Raw genomic sequence first — 14,149 nt, forward strand, 5'->3', positions numbered from 1 at the left:
CTTGTCGACCATCACGGCAATTTTATCGACCTTCGTCCCCATAAGAACGAGTTGAACAGATCACGCACCTGTCTCTTCAAACAAGGTACGATCGCGTCCCGCTTCCTTGGCGGTGTAAAGTACCTTGTCTGCACGTTCCACGGCCTGCCAGAAATCATCCTTGCTGTTGAGCCGCACCACCCCAAAACTACAGCTAATATTCGCACCTTTGGCCAGCCGCGAAAATTCGCGTGTCTTCACGCCCTCCCGAATATGTTCAACAAGAGCAAAGGCTTCATCCGCCGGCATATCATCGATGAAGATGATGAACTCCTCCCCGCCTATGCGCGCCGTCAGATTGCGCGCTCTGGAATGTGCTTGAAGGATTTCTGCGAACTCTTTCAGAACAACGTCACCCGTTGCATGGCCATAAACGTCATTGATCGTTTTGAAATAGTCGATATCGCAAGCGACGATCCAACCCGAAAGATCGTGACGCCCTAAAGCGCTCATACGGGTTTCGAGTCCGCGCCGGTTCAGCAGACCGGTTAATGGATCGCTGTCCCGCTCATGAACAAGCTCGCTGAATCGATCGGCACCGGCTGCGGCAAAAAGCACAAGTCCTGCAATCACGGAGGCAACAGCGGTAGAAAATACCGTCCATTGCCAGAACGGCGTGTAGGCAAAATCGACTTCCGTGTCATTTCCGACGATGGAATGTGCAGTGAGTGACGTTCGCACGAAAATATGTATCGCCACCAGAAACAACATACCGAGGATCAGTTTGTCGGCCTGCGAACCACGCACAAGCCCGCGCAGATACCAGACATAGGCCAGGATCATACAGGCCAAGCCGAAGTTCAGGACGTAAACCCGACCAAGCAAGCTCGGATAGGGATAAAGGAAGAAAACGATCCCGCCAAAGATAAGAGCAAGGCTGACAAGGCCAAACCAGACAGGCAAGCGAAGGCCTGACCTGCGGAGTATGCCCTGTCCACCAGCAAAAGCGCCCAGCACATATATTGTGGCGGTGAGCATTGTATTCTGCCCATCATCTGCAGGTATATCGACAAGCTGGGCAAGCATGGCAATGCCGATGCAGAAGAAGCAGAGAGCACACCATAAAAGATAACTGCGCAGTTGATCGATGGCCCAAACGATTACGAAGGCCAGTGAAAACAGGAGCAGAACGGCGGGCAGTACATAGAGCATCTAATGATTATCTTACTTCAACTTTTAGGGAGTCTTATCGCCTTCCTCTATTAAAAACACAATTCAGTAAATTAGTGCTGATTGTGAAACGGCAGGGACTTGTGTGAAATGCACTTGATTTCACTCCAGTGGCCGTGCTTGAAACCAGCAAACGCGACCGGCAATCCAGTTACTTGTCCGCCGGGCAACTGGTGGCGAAAGGAAGAAATATGAAGCCCGTTTTCCTGCAACTGCAATGTGCCCCTGGCAAGACCTATGAAGTTGCGGATACGCTCTATCAGCGTGAGATCGTATCGGAACTCTATTCGACGAGCGGTGAGTTCGATCTTCTGGCCAAAATCTACGTCAAAGAAGGCGACGATATCGGCAAATTCATCAATGAGAACGTTTTGAACATTCCAAACATCGTGCGTTCTCTGACCACCCTCACCTTCACCGCTTTCTAAAAATTGACGAGGCGAGGCAGGATCAACCCTTTGAAACTTCGCCTTGAGACTTCAGCGAAGTAAAGATTTGATTCACCATTAGTCTAGTATCCTATTCTCTCAGGGAACCTCCCTGTGTCCTTGCGCATTGACTCTGTGATAGCCCGCGCAAATGGGCCTCATGTAAGTTTAAATCGAAAGCGACACTGGAAAGACGATGGATAATCTTGAGCAGAGAAAGGTACTGGTCGTGGAGGACGAAATTTTCGTCGCCCTCGACGTGGCCGCGACTGTAGAAGATGCCAACGGAACCGTTGTCGGCCCCGTCGGCACAGTAAGACAAGCCATAGACCTCATCAGCAAGCAGCCAGTCGATGCTGCGATCCTCGACGTGAACCTTGCTGACGGTGATCTGGAACCCATTTTAGACCGCTTGAAAAGTCAGAATATCTTCGTGGTTATTCATACTGGCGGCGGTCTACCTGCACATCTGGCGGCTCGATACCCGGAAGTTCCGGTATTTCAAAAACCGGTTCCGCCCTATGTGCTGACACGAGCTCTAGCAACGGCACTATCGTCTGAAATTGTGCAGCAGGTTTGATGCGCCAAAACTTTCCCGATTTTGCAACAGTGCTGAAAGAAACTGAAGCGGATGGCGACAGCGACGAGCAAACGCATCGCCCGCATATCGGCCTTGCTTCGGCGGTTTTCTCAGCTGGCTTCAGCCCGATTTCAAGTTCGGGACCCGCTACTCAAACAACCTTTCCTTCTTTCGACACAAATGAAGTCGATGATGAAGCGGAGAATGTGAAACGCGATTTGGTCGAGCGGATGAAGAACCATTCTCCCGCATCAATTCGCAGTGAACTCGATCTTAAACCGGGGATGAAACGCTCCGAGCTACAGCGACTGCGTCGCAGCTTTGCAGCGAACAATCACCCCGATCGTCTGCCGGAAGAGTTTCGTCTGGCGGCAGAACAGCGTATGAAGACAGCCAATGCGCTTCTCGATAGCGCCATGGCTTCTGCGACAAATGAGCTTTAAGAAATTTCCTTACGTTTAAAGCTTTAAATCTTTTGCATTATATCAACGATATGTTAGATTATCGGCGTCGGTGCCTGCAATTGCTGTTGCACGCCTGAACCTTCCGTGGAATGCAACGTGCCTTTTAAAATAGTGCGCCAGTGCAGTCTCTGGGGCAATTTGCGCTTTGCTCTGCGGAAATGATTCTGTCATACCGGCATCAAAGTTAGAACAGTTCCTAAAAGGTTTGAAAATGCCTCCTTATCGTTCGCGTACTACCACCCACGGCCGCAATATGGCTGGCGCGCGCGGCCTATGGCGCGCCACCGGCATGAAAGATGAGGATTTTGGCAAGCCTATTATTGCTGTGGTGAACTCGTTCACGCAGTTCGTGCCGGGCCATGTGCACCTCAAGGATCTGGGTCAGTTGGTTGCGCGCGAAATCGAAAGTGCGGGCGGCGTTGCCAAGGAATTCAACACCATTGCGGTCGATGACGGCATCGCCATGGGTCACGACGGTATGCTCTATTCGCTGCCATCGCGTGAACTGATCTCCGACTCGGTGGAATACATGGTCAATGCCCATTGCGCGGATGCGATGGTCTGCATTTCCAACTGCGACAAGATCACTCCCGGTATGCTGATGGCTGCTCTGCGCCTCAATATCCCGGTCGTGTTCGTTTCCGGTGGTCCTATGGAAGCCGGCAAGGTTATCTGGGACGACCAGGTCAAGAAACTCGACCTCGTTGACGCAATGGTCGCAGCTGCCGACGACAGCTACACCGACGATCAGGTCAAGGCGATTGAACGCTCTGCCTGCCCGACCTGTGGTTCGTGCTCGGGCATGTTCACCGCAAACTCGATGAACTGCCTCACCGAAGCGCTTGGCCTGTCGCTGCCGGGCAATGGTTCGACGCTTGCAACCCATGCCGACCGCAAGCGCCTCTTCGTTGAAGCCGGTCATCTGGTTGTCGATCTTGCTCGCCGTTATTATGAGCAGAACGATGAAAGCGTATTGCCGCGCTCGATAGCGAGCTTCCCGGCCTTTGAAAACGCCATGACGCTCGACATTGCCATGGGCGGCTCGACCAATACGGTTCTGCATCTGCTTGCAGCCGCACAGGAAGCCGAAATCGACTTTACCATGGCCGATATCGACCGCCTGTCGCGTCGCGTGCCGGTTCTCTGCAAGGTCGCACCCGCCAACAACACGGTTCACATGGAAGATGTGCATCGCGCGGGCGGCATCATGGGTATTCTGGGTCAGCTCGACAAGGCAGGCCTCATCAATACCGATCTGCCGACCGTGCACAGTGAAACCATGGGCAAAGCGCTTGATCATTGGGACGTCACCCGTACCAATAGCGAAATGGTGCATAAGTTCTATTCGGCGGCTCCGGGCGGCGTGCCGACACAGGTTGCCTTTTCTCAGGAACGCCGCTTTGACAGCGTCGATGCTGACCGTGAAAAGGGCGTCATCCGTTCCAAGGAACATGCATTCAGTCAGGATGGTGGTCTGGCGGTACTTTACGGCAATCTCGCGGAAGATGGCTGCATCGTGAAGACCGCAGGCGTGGATGATTCCATTCTGAAGTTCTCCGGCCCTGCCCGCATCTTCGAAAGCCAGGATTCCGCCGTGCTCGGCATTCTGAACGGCAAGATCAAGGCTGGCGACATTGTGCTGATCCGCTATGAAGGCCCGCGCGGCGGTCCGGGTATGCAGGAAATGCTCTATCCGACCAGTTACCTCAAGTCGAAGGGTCTGGGTAAGGCTTGCGCGCTGATCACCGACGGACGTTTCTCGGGCGGCTCTTCGGGCCTTTCGATCGGTCACGTTTCGCCGGAAGCAGCCGAAGGCGGCACAATCGGTCTGGTGCGTGAGGGCGATATCATCGATATCGACATTCCAAACCGCAAGATTCATCTGGCTGTTGATGATGCAACGCTGGCAGAACGCCGCGCCGAGCAGAATGAAACAGGCTGGAAGCCGCTTGAAGAGCGCAAGCGCAAGGTTTCAACTGCGCTAAAGGCTTATGCTTCCATGGCAACCAGTGCTGCCAAGGGCGCAGTGCGGAAACTGCCTGATTGATTGAACTAAAAAAGCAAAAGCCCCGCACATGCGGGGCTTTTTCCATTTTATAGACTTTTATTATTGCAGTGCTTTGGCCACCGCTGGCATCAGATCGTTCTTCACAGATTCCGGCGTAAACGGCCCGACATGCTTGTAGACAATCTTGCCGTCTTTATCGACGAGGAAGGTTTCAGGCACGCCATAGACGCCCCATTCAATGGCTGAGCGTCCGGCACGGTCGGCGCCGACGGCAGCAAACGGATTACCGAGATCGCCCAAGAAACGGCGGGCGTTTTCGGGCTGGTCTTTGTAATTGAGGCCAACCACGCGAATGCGCTCATCCTTGGCGATTTCCATCAGCAGCGGATGCTCCTGACGACAAGGAACGCACCACGATCCCCACACATTGACCAGTGTAAGCTTGCCCTTGAAATCTTCGCTGTTGAGCCCCGGAACAGGCGCGCCGTCGCGTGTCAAACCTTCAACGGCTGGCAGACTGGTTTGCGGTGCATCCTTGCCAATAAGTGCCGACGGGATGGTCGAGCTATCCTTGCCCGACAAAAGCTGCACAGCAAAAACCGCAGCCAGTGCCACGAAGATCAGCAGCGGCAGCAATGCCACCCAGGTTGAACGTTTCTTGGATGCGGGTTGCTTTTGCGTTGTCTCAGTCATTTCGCAGAACCGGATGCTTTGGCAGAACGGCGACGCACACCCTGCGCCTCAAGCCGTTTCAGCTCACTTTTCTGGATACGCTGATCAATCAATATCCAGCCGATGGTGACAGCAAGTGCGACAACCGTAATGCCATAAGATGCCAGAACAAAGCCTAGATGATTGCCCATTATGCACGCTCCCCGGCCTGTTTGGCGCGATTGCGATCCACATTGCGGGCTGCGAGCTTTTTCATCGAAGCCACCCGGCGACGCCAGATTTCATTGCGCATCGCCATCATGTGAAGCGCCAGAAACAGCAGTGTGAAGCCGATGGCCATCACGAAAAGCGGACGAAGCATGGAGCCGTCAATGGTCGGGCCATCCATACGGAAGACGGATGCTGGCTGATGCAATGTGTTCCACCAGTCGACCGAGAATTTGATGATCGGAATATTGATGAAGCCGACCAGTGTGAGCACCGCCACAGGCTTGGCGCTTTTGGCCGGATCATCAATTGCACGCGACAGCGCGATAATGCCAAGATACATCAGGAAGAGCACGAAGACGGAGGTAAGACGCGCGTCCCACACCCACCATGTACCCCACATCGGCTTGCCCCAGAGCGAACCGGTTGCAAGTGCAAGTGCTGTGAACACCGCGCCCAAGGGAGCCGCAGCGCGGATCGAAACATCGGCCAGCGGATGACGCCAGACCAGCGTGCCCAGCGCCGAAATTGCCATGATCGAATAACACATCATGGAAAGCCATGCGAAAGGCACATGGATATACATGATACGGACAGTCAGTCCCTGCTGGTAATCATCCGGCGACAGGAAAACCATATAAAGGCCAGTTGCCAGAATGAGCGCAGACAGGCCGCCAAGCCACGGCAATACCTTGCCCACGAAAGCGAGGAAGCGCGTGGGATTTGCCAGATCGAGCCAGCTTGTGGTTTTCACGATGTCTTTCGTCATGACCTTTATTTAACCCGACCCGATTGGGCGTTCAATTGACCGTAATCAACTGCGTCAATCCGCCGACGTTTTAAGAACAGCCGCCGCAGAGATCGGCCCCAAAACTGCAAAAAACAAAGTCAATGCGCAGAGAATAAGAAACGGTGCAAAGAAAGGCGCCACCATATCAGTCGCGCCATAAGAAGCAGATACGCCGAAAATCAGCACTGGAATGGTCAGCGGCAGCACGATCACCGAAACCAGCAGGCCGCCCCGCGGCAAAGCCACAGCAAGTGCAGCGCCGACAGCGCCGATAAAGGCAATTGCGGGGGTTCCGACCAGAAGTGTGAGCGCTGTTGCAGCGGTTGCCGTCGTATCCATATTCATGAAAAGCCCAAGCATCGGCGAGGCAATGACCAGCGGCAGAACACTCGCGACCCAATGAGCGACGCATTTCACAAACACTGTAAAAGCCAGCATATGGCGGTCTGCGCCGATCAGTAGCAGATCAAGCGAGCCATCTTCGCGATCCGCCTGAAACAGCCGGTCGAGGCCGAGAAGTGTTGCCAGCAAAGCGCCGATCCACAGCATGGCGGGCCCAATGCGCGCCAGCAGATTGAGATCGGGACCGACGCCAAATGGCATCACTGAAATGACTGCCAGAAAGAACAGAATACCGATCAGCGCGCCGCCGCCGGCACGGAAACTCAGACGCAAATCTCGCAGAAACAGTGCCAGCATCACACGACCTCGTGCGAATATTGCGCCATGTCGAGCGTCCGCACGCCTTCGAGGCCGAGCGGAATATGCGTTGCGGCAATCACCATGCCGCCCTCTCCCATATGGTCTCGCATCAATTCAGCAAAACGCGCTTCGGATGCCTTGTCGAGACCAGCGGTCGGTTCATCGACAATCCAGAGCGGACGGTGGCTGATCAGTAGCTTGGCGATGGAAACGCGGCGCTTTTGCCCTGTCGAGAGATAGCCGAAAGGCAGATGATCAACGCCCGGCAGATCAACCGCTTCCAGTGCTTCATCGATGTCAAATCGTGCGGAACCGTTAAATTTCTGCCAGAATAAAAGGTTCTCACGCACGCTTAAAGCTGGCTTCATTGCATTCTGGTGGCCGAGATAATGGCAGGCAGCTCGAACGGGCAACGCGGCTCTGTCTTCCAACAGCTCGATCTTACCAACTTCAGGGGCAAGCAGACCGCAGATAATGCGCAGTAAAGTAGACTTTCCGGAGCCGTTCGGGCCAGTGACAATCAGCGCTTCGCCGGACAATACTTCAAATGAAAGACCTGCAAAGATCGTTTCGCCGCCGCGCTCGCCCGCCAGATTTTCGGCCCCAAGCCGCATATTCTCTCCTTACCACATTTGGCATACGCCAAATGGGATATCGCAACATTTTGCCGCAAGGGATGACGTTCACGATAATCTGTCTGGAATCGTTATAAGAAACTCCCTATATCTGAGTTACCATGCCAGCGGTCGGTGTGGAAACAAATTTTGGCCGATCTCAAACACTTGGCGCTCGTGAGAGCACAGGTTTCGGGACGGACAGCGGAAATGACTGCACCCGCACCTTGGCGCGTCCTTGAAACGCAAGCCTAGGCGTTCGTCCTGGTTTTCCGGCCAGTAGCATGAGGACGAACTAACGTGTCAAACATTGATAGTTTCAAAAGCCGCAAAACGCTTACCGTCAACGGTAAGGACTATGTCTATTACAGCCTGACCGAAGCCGAAAAGAACGGTCTTACTGGCATTTCCAAACTTCCATTTTCCATGAAGGTTCTGCTTGAGAACCTGCTTCGCTTTGAAGATGACCGCTCCGTCAAGAAGTCGGATATCGAAGCTGTTGCCGCATGGCTCACAGATCGCGGTTCGGCAGGTGCAGAAATCGCCTATCGCCCGGCACGCGTGCTCATGCAGGACTTCACCGGCGTTCCTGCCGTTGTTGACCTTGCAGCCATGCGCGATGGCCTCAAGGCACTCGGCGGCGATCCTGAAAAAATCAACCCACTGGTTCCTGTCGATCTCGTCATCGACCACTCAGTCATCGTCGATGAATTCGGCAATCCCAGCGCATTCAAGGCCAATGTGGATCTTGAATATCAGCGCAATGGCGAACGCTACCGCTTCCTGAAATGGGGCCAGCAGGCATTCAAGAACTTCCGCGTCGTTCCTCCGGGCACAGGCATCTGCCATCAGGTGAACCTCGAATATCTGGCACAGGCAGTATGGACCAAGGAAGAGGACGGCGTGACCGTTGCTTATCCTGACACCTGCGTCGGCACCGATTCCCACACCACCATGGTCAATGGCCTTGGCGTTCTTGGCTGGGGTGTTGGTGGCATCGAAGCGGAAGCTGCGATGCTCGGCCAGCCGGTTTCCATGCTGCTGCCGGAAGTCATCGGCTTCCGCCTGACCGGCAAGGTCAAAGAAGGCGTGACCGCAACAGATCTCGTGCTCACCGTCACGCAGATGCTGCGCAAGAAGGGCGTCGTCGGCAAGTTCGTCGAGTTCTTCGGCGAAGGCCTCGAAAACATGACGCTCGCTGATCGCGCGACTATTGCGAACATGGGCCCGGAATATGGCGCAACCTGCGGCTTCTTCCCGATCGACAAGGAAACGCTCAACTATATGAACACGACCGGTCGCGCAGAAGACCGTCTCGCGCTTGTTGAAGCCTATTCCCGTGCGCAGGGCATGTGGCGTGAAAAGGGTTCCGAAGACCCGGTCTTCACCGACATTCTTGAACTCGACATGGGTGACGTGGTTCCATCGATGGCTGGTCCAAAGCGTCCTGAAGGCCGCATTGCGCTGGAAAACATCGGATCGGGTTTCGCAACTTCGCTTGAAACCGAATACAAGAAGACCACCGGCCAGACCACGCGTTATGCCGTTGAAGGCGAAGACTATGATCTTGGTCATGGCGATGTGGCAATTGCCGCTATCACATCGTGCACCAACACCTCGAACCCAAGCGTTCTGATTGCTGCCGGTCTTCTGGCACGCAACGCCGTTGCCAAGGGGCTTAAGACCAAGCCTTGGGTCAAGACCTCGCTCGCTCCTGGTTCCCAGGTGGTTGCCGCTTATCTTGAGTCGGCTGGCCTGCAAAAAGACCTTGATGCGCTCGGCTTCAACCTTGTTGGTTTCGGTTGCACGACCTGTATCGGTAACTCCGGTCCATTGCCTGCTCCGATCTCCAAGACCATCAATGAAAAGGGTCTGATTGCGGCAGCCGTTCTTTCCGGCAACCGTAACTTTGAAGGTCGTGTTTCGCCTGACGTCCAGGCAAACTATCTGGCTTCGCCGCCTTTGGTTGTTGCTCATGCGCTTGCTGGCACGGTCACCAAGGACCTGACCAAAGAGCCACTTGGCGAAGATCAGAACGGTAATCCGGTGTTCCTGCGTGACATCTGGCCTTCATCGGCTGAAATCCAGGAATTCATCGCCAAGAATGTCACCCGCAAAGTCTTCTCGGAGAAATATGCGGATGTGTTCAAGGGCGACGAAAACTGGCAGGCCGTGCAGGTTCCTGCTGGCCAGACCTATGCATGGGACGACAATTCAACCTATGTACAGAACCCGCCTTACTTCGTGGGCATGGGCAAGTCGGCTGGTACGATTGCAGACGTCAAGGGCGCCCGCGTTTTGGGCCTCTTCGGCGACAAGATCACGACCGACCACATCTCGCCTGCAGGTTCCATCAAGGCACAGTCGCCTGCTGGTAAGTATCTCATCGACCATGGCGTCGGCATTGCTGACTTCAACCAGTACGGCACGCGTCGTGGCAACCATGAAGTGATGATGCGCGGCACCTTCGCCAATATCCGTATTCGTAACCACATGCTGGGCGAAAACGGTCGTGAAGGCGGCTACACCATCCATTACCCGTCGAAGGAAGAAACCTCGATCTACGACGCGGCAATGGAGTATAAGGCAGAAGGTGTTCCACTCGTCGTCTTCGCAGGCGTCGAATATGGCAATGGCTCGTCGCGTGACTGGGCTGCAAAGGGCACCAACCTGCTTGGCGTCAAGGCCGTGATTGCGCAGTCGTTTGAGCGTATTCACCGCTCCAACCTCGTTGGCATGGGCATTGTGCCTTTCGTCTTCGAGGAAGGCACAAGCTGGCAGACGCTCGGTCTGAAGGGCGATGAAATCGTCTCCATCGAAGGCCTTGCCGATGTACGCCCGCGCCAGAAGGTTGAAGCTTCCATCACCTATGCCGATGGCACGGTGAAGAAGGTTCCGCTCATCTGCCGTATCGATACGCTGGACGAGCTCGACTACATGAAGAATGGTGGCATTCTGCAGACCGTTCTGCGCGATCTCGCTGCTTAATCAGCGAAATCGTCGAAATAAAAAGCCGCCGGAGCAATTCGGCGGCTTTTCCATAGATTGTGACAGTGAGATAAAAGAAACACATTGCCTGCAAATCTCACTGCAACGTGAATTCCTATTGATCGTCGTAATTCCTACATAATAGATGTCAGCGTCAATTATTGCAGGATGAACCCAAAGTGACCTTCCATTCGCCCTTCCAAGGGACAAATACATGGCTTTCCGGTGAATACGTTCCCGGCTTGCGCGGTGTTTGTGCCGCGCTGGGTTTGGCCTTCACCGGGTGTCTATCCATGCATGGGGTGGCAAAGGCCCAAGATAGCAGCACGCGAACTTCGGTTCTTGAGCTTTATACCAGTCAGGGCTGTAAATCCTGCCCACAGGCTGACAAGAATTTGGCGAAATACGCCGATGATGCGAACGTGCTCGCACTGTCATTCCACGTCAATTACTGGGATTATATGGGCTGGCGCGATACGCTAGCTTCTCAGGACAATACAGATCGCCAGAATGCCTATCGCAATTCGTTCAATGCGAAGATGGTCTACACGCCTCAAGCGATCGTAAATGGCGCATCGGAAATGAATGGCGGCGATGCCGAGGTTGTTAAGCAGCATATTGCGGCCAGCAAGCTCAATGTTCCTGTTAGTATCAAGAAGCTTGATGACGGTCGTCTGTCTATAGAGATAGCGGCAGGCAAAAAGCCTGCAAAGCCCGTTCATGTGGTAATGTTTTACCTGCGCGATTCAGTGACAATCCCGATTGATAAGGGTGAGAACGCCGGGCAGTCAGTCACCTATCGCAACACCGTGACTGACATCAATACAATCGGCATGTGGGATGGCAAAGCTCTGAAGATTGAGCTGCCTGCCTCAGAACTCACGCGCAAAGACGTGACCGGCTGTGCGGTCGTACTGCAGGAAAGCAAAAGCGACAATGCTCTTGGCCAGATTCACGGTGCAGCTATTTTCAAACAGGAAGATCGGCTAGGTCTCTAGACTTCCTAGGCAGACACAATCCATGCTTGGTGAATACGTAAAATCTTTGATTTTTAGGAAGCGTTGCATCTGTCTGAGTGGCTAACGCGCAGTGCGCCCTTTTGGACGCACAAAGGTCGCTCTAACACTTTATATTTATGGTAATCTTTTACCTTAAACTGGTTCAAGTTTAAGGAATTACGCTGTAGGCCAGTAAAGGTTGGTTCGGTTCGGGCAGTCCTTTGGGCGGGGGGCTTGGGGTCGGACATACCCGAACCGAACCGTCTCAGGCAACGTGTAGATGCTGACGTTATAATCAGGCCGGAATGCGAAGTTGACAAGGCCAAAATGTGGCTAACAATCACCATTGAGAACAAGCATTCTCTTTTCGTGATCAACTAATATACAATAAATTGGGACCTATTTTTATAGGATAAGCTTGGCAGAAGCTGCCATAGAAGCTTCATGGTCTTGCAATCATTTTACAAAAGCATCACCTTACTGTCATGAGCTGATTTGATCGGTGTTCCCGCGTTTCCTTTACAATCAATGTCGGCGACGAAAGGAAGGACATGGATAGACCAAGCGCTGCGAACGAGGATGCGTCCTCTCATTCGCTTTCCCATCCTTCGGCATCGCCCAAGGTTGTACCTCTAGGGCAGATAAAACCGCCTGCTCCGACCGTCAGCTTCGACCGACACGAGCTTGGCAAAATCCTCAATATTTATGGCCGCATGGTCGCGACAGGTGCATGGCGCGATTATGCGATTGACCATCTCGCAGACAGAGCGGTGTTCTCTATTTTCCGCCGTGCGAGCGAGGTCCCGCTTTTCCGCGTCGAGAAAAATCCAAAGCTTGCCCAGAAGCAGGGTGCCTATTCTGTGATATCTGCAAGCGGTCTCATTATGAAACGCGGACACGAGCTTGAACGTGTGCTCCGCGTTTTCGATAAGAGCCTGAAGCTGGTTGATAATTAAGCCAGCGGCATCTCGCCAGGGTCAACAGTGCAGCCTCCATTGAGCGACAGCTGCATGAGGACCGTATCAAGCCAGCGCCCATGCTTGAAGCCTGAGCCCTGGATTCGTCCGCAATGGATAAATCCCAAGCTCTCATGCAGCTTCACAGAGCCGATATTGTGCTCACCATCACCAACCACCGCCAGCAACTGCCTGAAGCCTAATGCTGTCGCACGCTGGATGAGTTCGCCAAGCAGAAGCTTGCCGACGCCCTTCCCCTTGGCATCGGGTGCGATATAGATCGAATCTTCCGCAAGCCAGCGATAGGCCGGGCGGGTGCGGAAATAGCTGATATAGGCATAGCCCAAGACCAGTCCATTTTCTTCCGCAACAAGAATTGGAAAGCCCTGCTCGACAAAGATGTCGAAGCGCCGTGCCATTTCCTCAATGGTGGGCGGCTCGATCTCGTAAGAACCGGAACCGTTCAGCACAGCTTCCGTGTAGATCATCGTGATGGCTTCAATATCAGTGGGCTTGAAATCGCGGATATGGGGCATGTTGGAGGCCAAGACTCAGTTAAAATTGCCCGTCCAGCATGACTCCGGGCTGCCCGCTTGAAAAGCAAAAAGGGCAGCGTTGCCGCTGCCCTCACGTATTCTTCGTTTAGTATCTTCTCAGCAGGTCTTTATCCCAAAACTGGTTCCCACTTTTGGGAGACATGCTCTTAGTCACGGTTGCCCACGAACTGAAGCAGGAACATGAACATGTTGATGAAGTCGAGGTACAGACGCAGCGCGCCCATAACAACCTTACGGCCCTGCGAATCCGCAGAATCACCTTCAAAGTACATTTCCTTGATCGACTGCGTGTCATAAGCGGTCAAACCTGCGAAGATCAGAACGCCGATCACCGAGATTGCAAACTGCAGCGCGGTGGAGCCGAGGAAGATGTTAACGACCGAAGCGATGATCAGGCCGAACAGACCCATCATCAGGAACGAGCCCATTGCGGACAGGTCGCGCTTGGTCGTGTAACCATAGAGCGACAATGCGCCGAACGAAGCAGCCGTTACGAAGAAGGTGCGAACGATGCTCTGGCCGGTAAAGACCAGGAAGACCGACGACAGCGACAGACCGACGAGAGCTGCATAGCCCCAGAACACGGCGTTAGCAGTCGAAACCGACAGACGCTCGATGCGGAAGCTCAGGAAGAATACAGCTGCGAGCGGAGCGAGCATAACCACCCAGCGCAGCGGCGATGTATAAAGTGCTGCACCAAGTGAGGTGAGCATTTTGCCGTTTGCAAGCTGTGCAACAGCTGCCGACGGATCGGTTGTGGTTGCCAGCGATGAGACAGCCAAAGCAGCAAGGCCTGTAACAACCAGACCAATTGCCATCATGTTGTAGACGCCGAGCATATAGCTGCGGAGGCCCTGATCGATGTCAGCACCAACGCGAGCGCCACCTACCGGCCTCTGCTGTGCCTGAATATTGCGAAAGTCAGCCATGACTTAAATCCTTTTGCGTTGTCCCGTCCGGTGTCGGGGTCAGGCTC

General features: G+C 53.9%; 15 protein-coding genes. 7 read left to right on the forward strand and 8 right to left on the reverse strand.

Annotated features, from left to right (window positions below; all coding sequences use genetic code 11):
• Positions 1 to 60 precede the first annotated feature (60 nt).
• A complete protein-coding gene (locus tag ABWV94_RS05400; RefSeq protein ID WP_007873127.1) occupies positions 61 to 1,191 on the reverse strand; it encodes a GGDEF domain-containing protein in 1,131 nt (376 codons plus the stop codon).
• Between the two features lie 209 nt (positions 1,192 to 1,400).
• Between ABWV94_RS05400 and ABWV94_RS05405 the strand changes: the two genes are divergently transcribed.
• The 4 genes from ABWV94_RS05405 (at position 1,401) to ilvD (ending at position 4,728) form a co-directional block, all read left to right on the forward strand.
• Positions 1,401 to 1,637, forward strand: a complete 237-nt coding sequence (locus ABWV94_RS05405) for an Lrp/AsnC ligand binding domain-containing protein (RefSeq protein ID WP_007873124.1) — start codon at positions 1,401 to 1,403, stop codon at positions 1,635 to 1,637.
• Positions 1,638 to 1,833: 196 nt separating this feature from the next.
• A complete protein-coding gene (locus tag ABWV94_RS05410; RefSeq protein ID WP_007873120.1) occupies positions 1,834 to 2,217 on the forward strand; it encodes a response regulator in 384 nt (127 codons plus the stop codon).
• Positions 2,217 to 2,660 (forward strand): hypothetical protein, encoded by a 444-nt coding sequence (locus tag ABWV94_RS05415; protein ID WP_113496069.1) that lies wholly within the window; start codon positions 2,217 to 2,219, stop codon positions 2,658 to 2,660. The genes ABWV94_RS05410 and ABWV94_RS05415 overlap by 1 nt, the downstream gene beginning before the upstream one ends.
• Positions 2,661 to 2,892: 232 nt before the next feature.
• Entirely contained in the window at positions 2,893 to 4,728 is a 1,836-nt protein-coding gene (gene ilvD / locus ABWV94_RS05420; protein WP_064320042.1) for a dihydroxy-acid dehydratase, read from the forward strand.
• 60 nt (positions 4,729 to 4,788) lie between these two features.
• Here ilvD and ABWV94_RS05425 read toward each other — a convergent pair whose 3' ends face one another.
• Genes ABWV94_RS05425 through ccmA form a run of 5 tightly spaced genes read right to left on the reverse strand, consistent with a single transcriptional unit; the run spans position 4,789 to position 7,674 of the window.
• A complete protein-coding gene (locus ABWV94_RS05425) occupies positions 4,789 to 5,382 on the reverse strand; it encodes a DsbE family thiol:disulfide interchange protein (protein WP_007873112.1) in 594 nt (197 codons plus the stop codon).
• Positions 5,379 to 5,552 carry a heme exporter protein CcmD gene (ccmD, locus tag ABWV94_RS05430; protein ID WP_105518052.1) on the reverse strand — a complete coding sequence of 58 codons (174 nt, stop codon included), beginning with the start codon at positions 5,550 to 5,552 and terminating at the stop codon, positions 5,379 to 5,381. The genes ABWV94_RS05425 and ccmD overlap by 4 nt, the downstream gene beginning before the upstream one ends.
• Complete coding sequence (locus ABWV94_RS05435; RefSeq protein WP_353412777.1) at positions 5,552 to 6,337, reverse strand: heme ABC transporter permease; 786 nt, start codon at positions 6,335 to 6,337, stop codon at positions 5,552 to 5,554. The genes ccmD and ABWV94_RS05435 overlap by 1 nt, the downstream gene beginning before the upstream one ends.
• Positions 6,338 to 6,391: 54 nt before the next feature.
• Positions 6,392 to 7,057: a heme exporter protein CcmB gene (ccmB, locus tag ABWV94_RS05440; RefSeq protein ID WP_113496071.1), complete on the reverse strand. Its 666-nt coding sequence runs from the start codon at positions 7,055 to 7,057 to the stop codon at positions 6,392 to 6,394.
• The gene (gene ccmA, locus ABWV94_RS05445; protein WP_113496072.1) at positions 7,057 to 7,674 is read right to left on the reverse strand and encodes a heme ABC exporter ATP-binding protein CcmA; all 618 of its coding nucleotides are present in this window, start codon (positions 7,672 to 7,674) and stop codon (positions 7,057 to 7,059) included. The genes ccmB and ccmA overlap by 1 nt, the downstream gene beginning before the upstream one ends.
• A 300-nt stretch (positions 7,675 to 7,974) precedes the next feature.
• Here ccmA and acnA point away from each other — a divergent pair, with 300 nt between their 5' ends.
• From acnA to ABWV94_RS05460, 3 genes are all read left to right on the forward strand, one after another.
• Positions 7,975 to 10,662, forward strand: a complete 2,688-nt coding sequence (acnA, locus tag ABWV94_RS05450; RefSeq protein WP_113496073.1) for an aconitate hydratase AcnA — start codon at positions 7,975 to 7,977, stop codon at positions 10,660 to 10,662.
• A 263-nt stretch (positions 10,663 to 10,925) separates the two neighbouring features.
• On the forward strand, positions 10,926 to 11,660 hold the full coding sequence (locus ABWV94_RS05455; RefSeq protein WP_039859477.1) for a DUF1223 domain-containing protein: 735 nt from the start codon (positions 10,926 to 10,928) through the stop codon (positions 11,658 to 11,660).
• A gap of 551 nt (positions 11,661 to 12,211) precedes the next feature.
• On the forward strand, positions 12,212 to 12,616 hold the full coding sequence (locus ABWV94_RS05460; protein WP_064320035.1) for a DUF2794 domain-containing protein: 405 nt from the start codon (positions 12,212 to 12,214) through the stop codon (positions 12,614 to 12,616).
• On the opposite strand, the gene ABWV94_RS05465 is transcribed toward ABWV94_RS05460, so the two are convergent.
• Together ABWV94_RS05465 and ABWV94_RS05470 are read right to left on the reverse strand one after the other, a co-directional pair.
• Positions 12,613 to 13,152, reverse strand: a complete 540-nt coding sequence (locus ABWV94_RS05465) for a GNAT family N-acetyltransferase (protein ID WP_064320034.1) — start codon at positions 13,150 to 13,152, stop codon at positions 12,613 to 12,615. The genes ABWV94_RS05460 and ABWV94_RS05465 overlap by 4 nt on opposite strands.
• A 167-nt stretch (positions 13,153 to 13,319) precedes the next feature.
• A complete protein-coding gene (locus ABWV94_RS05470) occupies positions 13,320 to 14,102 on the reverse strand; it encodes a Bax inhibitor-1/YccA family protein (protein ID WP_353412781.1) in 783 nt (260 codons plus the stop codon).
• Between the last annotated feature and the right edge of the window lie 47 nt (positions 14,103 to 14,149).

The sequence above is a fragment of the Brucella sp. NBRC 12953 genome (genome assembly GCF_040369775.1).
Classification (GTDB): Bacteria; Pseudomonadota; Alphaproteobacteria; order Rhizobiales; family Rhizobiaceae; genus Brucella; species Brucella pseudogrignonensis.

Excerpts from the sequence above, each read along its gene's own strand:
- ABWV94_RS05415 (WP_113496069.1), top strand. The coding sequence starts at position 2,217 with ATGCGCCAAAACTTTCCCGATTTTGCAACAGTGCTGAAAGAAACTGAA.
- ABWV94_RS05425 (WP_007873112.1), bottom strand. The coding sequence starts at position 5,382 with ATGACTGAGACAACGCAAAAGCAACCCGCATCCAAGAAACGTTCAACC.
- ccmA (WP_113496072.1), bottom strand. The coding sequence starts at position 7,674 with ATGCGGCTTGGGGCCGAAAATCTGGCGGGCGAGCGCGGCGGCGAAACG.
- ABWV94_RS05465 (WP_064320034.1), bottom strand. The coding sequence starts at position 13,152 with ATGCCCCATATCCGCGATTTCAAGCCCACTGATATTGAAGCCATCACG.
- ccmB (WP_113496071.1), bottom strand. The coding sequence starts at position 7,057 with ATGCTGGCACTGTTTCTGCGAGATTTGCGTCTGAGTTTCCGTGCCGGC.
- ccmD (WP_105518052.1), bottom strand. The coding sequence starts at position 5,552 with ATGGGCAATCATCTAGGCTTTGTTCTGGCATCTTATGGCATTACGGTT.
- ABWV94_RS05410 (WP_007873120.1), top strand. The coding sequence starts at position 1,834 with ATGGATAATCTTGAGCAGAGAAAGGTACTGGTCGTGGAGGACGAAATT.
- ilvD (WP_064320042.1), top strand. The coding sequence starts at position 2,893 with ATGCCTCCTTATCGTTCGCGTACTACCACCCACGGCCGCAATATGGCT.
- ABWV94_RS05405 (WP_007873124.1), top strand. The coding sequence starts at position 1,401 with ATGAAGCCCGTTTTCCTGCAACTGCAATGTGCCCCTGGCAAGACCTAT.
- ABWV94_RS05400 (WP_007873127.1), bottom strand. The coding sequence starts at position 1,191 with ATGCTCTATGTACTGCCCGCCGTTCTGCTCCTGTTTTCACTGGCCTTC.
- ABWV94_RS05435 (WP_353412777.1), bottom strand. The coding sequence starts at position 6,337 with ATGACGAAAGACATCGTGAAAACCACAAGCTGGCTCGATCTGGCAAAT.
- ABWV94_RS05470 (WP_353412781.1), bottom strand. The coding sequence starts at position 14,102 with ATGGCTGACTTTCGCAATATTCAGGCACAGCAGAGGCCGGTAGGTGGC.
- ABWV94_RS05460 (WP_064320035.1), top strand. The coding sequence starts at position 12,212 with ATGGATAGACCAAGCGCTGCGAACGAGGATGCGTCCTCTCATTCGCTT.